The sequence below is a fragment of the Streptomyces sp. UH6 genome, assembly GCF_013421635.1.
GTDB lineage: Bacteria > Actinomycetota > Actinomycetes > Streptomycetales > Streptomycetaceae > Streptomyces > Streptomyces abyssomicinicus.
Map to the genome: position 1 here is coordinate 1 of NZ_JACADT010000882.1, position 2,394 is coordinate 2,394.

A 2,394-nucleotide genomic window follows, 5' to 3' on the forward strand; every position below is an offset into this window, starting at 1 on the left:
GCGGGTCCCGGTGGTTGAGCAGCAGCACCAGCGGCTCGAACGCCCGCCCGTCCCCCGCGAGTCCGAGCCGGAACGCCGCCAACTCCCGCGCCCACAGCGGATGTCCCGGCTCGCCGAGCAGCTCCGCGAGTTCCTCGGGGCCGGCCGTGGACGCCAGCCGCCGGTGGGCGAACCCTCCCCCCGACTCGGACCGCAACCGGTGTTCCAGCAGGGCGAGTTGACCCTCGTCGTCGTTCACCCGGCCAAGCCTACGCAAATCACCCCCGCGCATGGGAGCCGGATCACACATCGCGACGCCCCGCACGGTCTGGCGCGCTCACTACTCACGGGTTAAGCTCATACGAGCGAGTACCCCTCGCATCCCCCGCAGCGGCCTGGTGACGCAGCCGCCGCGGGAGCAGTCGGTTCGGTACCGCGGTACCGCAGCATCGCCCCGTACGACCCGGTTCCGGGACAGGACCGGTCGGCACCGGCACACGGACCGGCACATCGCTGCCGGCCCGCCAACTCCTCACCTCCGCACGCCCCTTGGCCCTCGTAGCCGTCGGCGTGCGTTCCAGCCGTCACCTCACGCCTTCCTGGAGTCCGTCATGGCCGCTCCCTCTTCCCTGTCCCGTTCCGACAGCGCCTCCACCCTCCGCACCGTCGCCGTGGTGGGCCTGGGCACCATGGGCTCGGGCATCGCCGAGATCCTGACCCGGGCCGGCCGCGAGGTCGTCGGCATCGACACCAGCCCGCAGGCAGCCGCCCGCGCCGTCGCCTCGCTGGAGACCTCCACCGCCCGTTCCGTCGCCAAGGGCAAGCTGACGGAGCCGGAGCGCGCGCAGGTCCTGGGCCGGCTGCGCACCTCCGGCGACCTCGCCGACGCCGCCACCGCGGACCTGGTGATCGAGGTGGCCCCCGAGTCGTACGACGTCAAGCAGCGCATCTTCCGCGCCCTGGACGGCATCGTCCGGCCGGACACGATCCTGGCCACCGGCACCAACGCCCTGTCGGTGACCCGGCTGGCCGCCGACTCGGCGCGCCCGGAGCGGGTGCTGGGCCTGCACTTCTTCAACCCGGCCCCCGCGATGAAGCTGGTCGAGGTGGTCTCCTCGGTGCTCACCGCCCCGGGCGCGGTCGCCGCCGTCACCGACCTGGCGGTCGAGCTGGGCAAGGAGCCGGTGAAGGTGGGCGACCGGCCCGGTTTCGTCGCCGACGGCCTGCTGTTCGGCTACCTGAACCAGGCCGCCGCGATGTACGAGTCCCGGTACGCCTCCCGTGAGGACATCGACGCGGCGATGCGCTTCGGCTGCGGTCTGCCGATGGGGCCGCTGGCCCTGCTGGACCTGATCGGCGTCGACACCGCGCGCACCGTGCTGGACGCGATGTACCAGGAGTCCCGCGACCGGCTGCACGCCCCCGCGCCGATCCTCCGCCAGCTCAGCGACGCCGGCCTCAACGGCCGCAAGTCCGGCCGCGGCTTCTACACCTACGAGGCGCCCGGCTCCGCCACCGTCGTCCCGGACGCCCTCACGCCGCGCCGCGACGCCGACGCCGGCTCCGGCCGCCCGGTGCGCTCGGTGGGTGTGGCGGGCTCCGGCACCATGGCGTCCGGCATCGCCGAGGTGTTCGCGAAGGCCGGCTACGACGTGGTGATCGCGGCCCGCAGCGAGGAGAAGGCGACGGCCGCCCGGGCGCGGATCGGCAAGTCGCTCGCCCGGTCGGTGGACAAGGGCCGGATGACGGCCGAGGCGGCGGCGCAGACCCTGGACCGGATCACCCCGGCCGGCACCTACGACGCGTTCGCCGACGTCGACCTGGCGGTGGAGGCGGTCGCCGAGGACCTCGAGGTCAAGCGGCAGCTGTTCGCCGCCCTGGACAAGGTCTGCAAGCCCGGCGCGGTGCTGGCCACGACCACCTCCTCGCTGCCGGTGGTGGCCTGCGCCCGGGCCACCTCCCGGCCGCAGGACGTGATCGGCATGCACTTCTTCAACCCGGCCCCGGCGATGAAGCTGGTCGAGGTCGTCCGCACGGTGCTCACCGGCGACGACGTGCACGCCACCGTCCACGAGGTCTGCGCGAAGATCCGCAAGCACCCGGTGGACTGCGGGGACCGGGCGGGCTTCATCGTCAACGCGCTCCTGTTCCCGTACCTCAACAACGCGGTCAGGATGGTCCAGGAGCACTACGCGACGCTGGACGACATCGACGCCGCGATGAAGCTGGGCGGCGGCTACCCGATGGGCCCCTTCGAGCTGCTGGACGTCGTCGGTCTGGACGTCTCGCTGGCGATCCAGAAGGTCCTGCACGGCGAGTTCCGCGACCCGGGACTGGCCCCGGCGCCGCTCCTGGAGCACCTGGTGGCCGCCGGCTGCCTGGGCCGGAAGACGGGCCGCGGCTTCCGCGAATATG

The 2,394-nt window shown here is 73.0% G+C and carries 1 protein-coding gene and 1 pseudogene; one reads left to right on the plus strand and one right to left on the minus strand.

The annotated features are described in order from the left end of the window. A pseudogene (locus HW445_RS27090) lies at positions 1 to 238 on the minus strand (adenylosuccinate lyase); the annotation flags it as partial. Positions 239 to 590: 352 nt separating this feature from the next. Here HW445_RS27090 and HW445_RS27095 point away from each other — a divergent pair. Continuing rightward, a partial coding sequence (locus tag HW445_RS27095) for a 3-hydroxyacyl-CoA dehydrogenase family protein (RefSeq protein WP_180223505.1) occupies positions 591 to 2,394 on the plus strand: 1,804 nt, incomplete at its 3' end.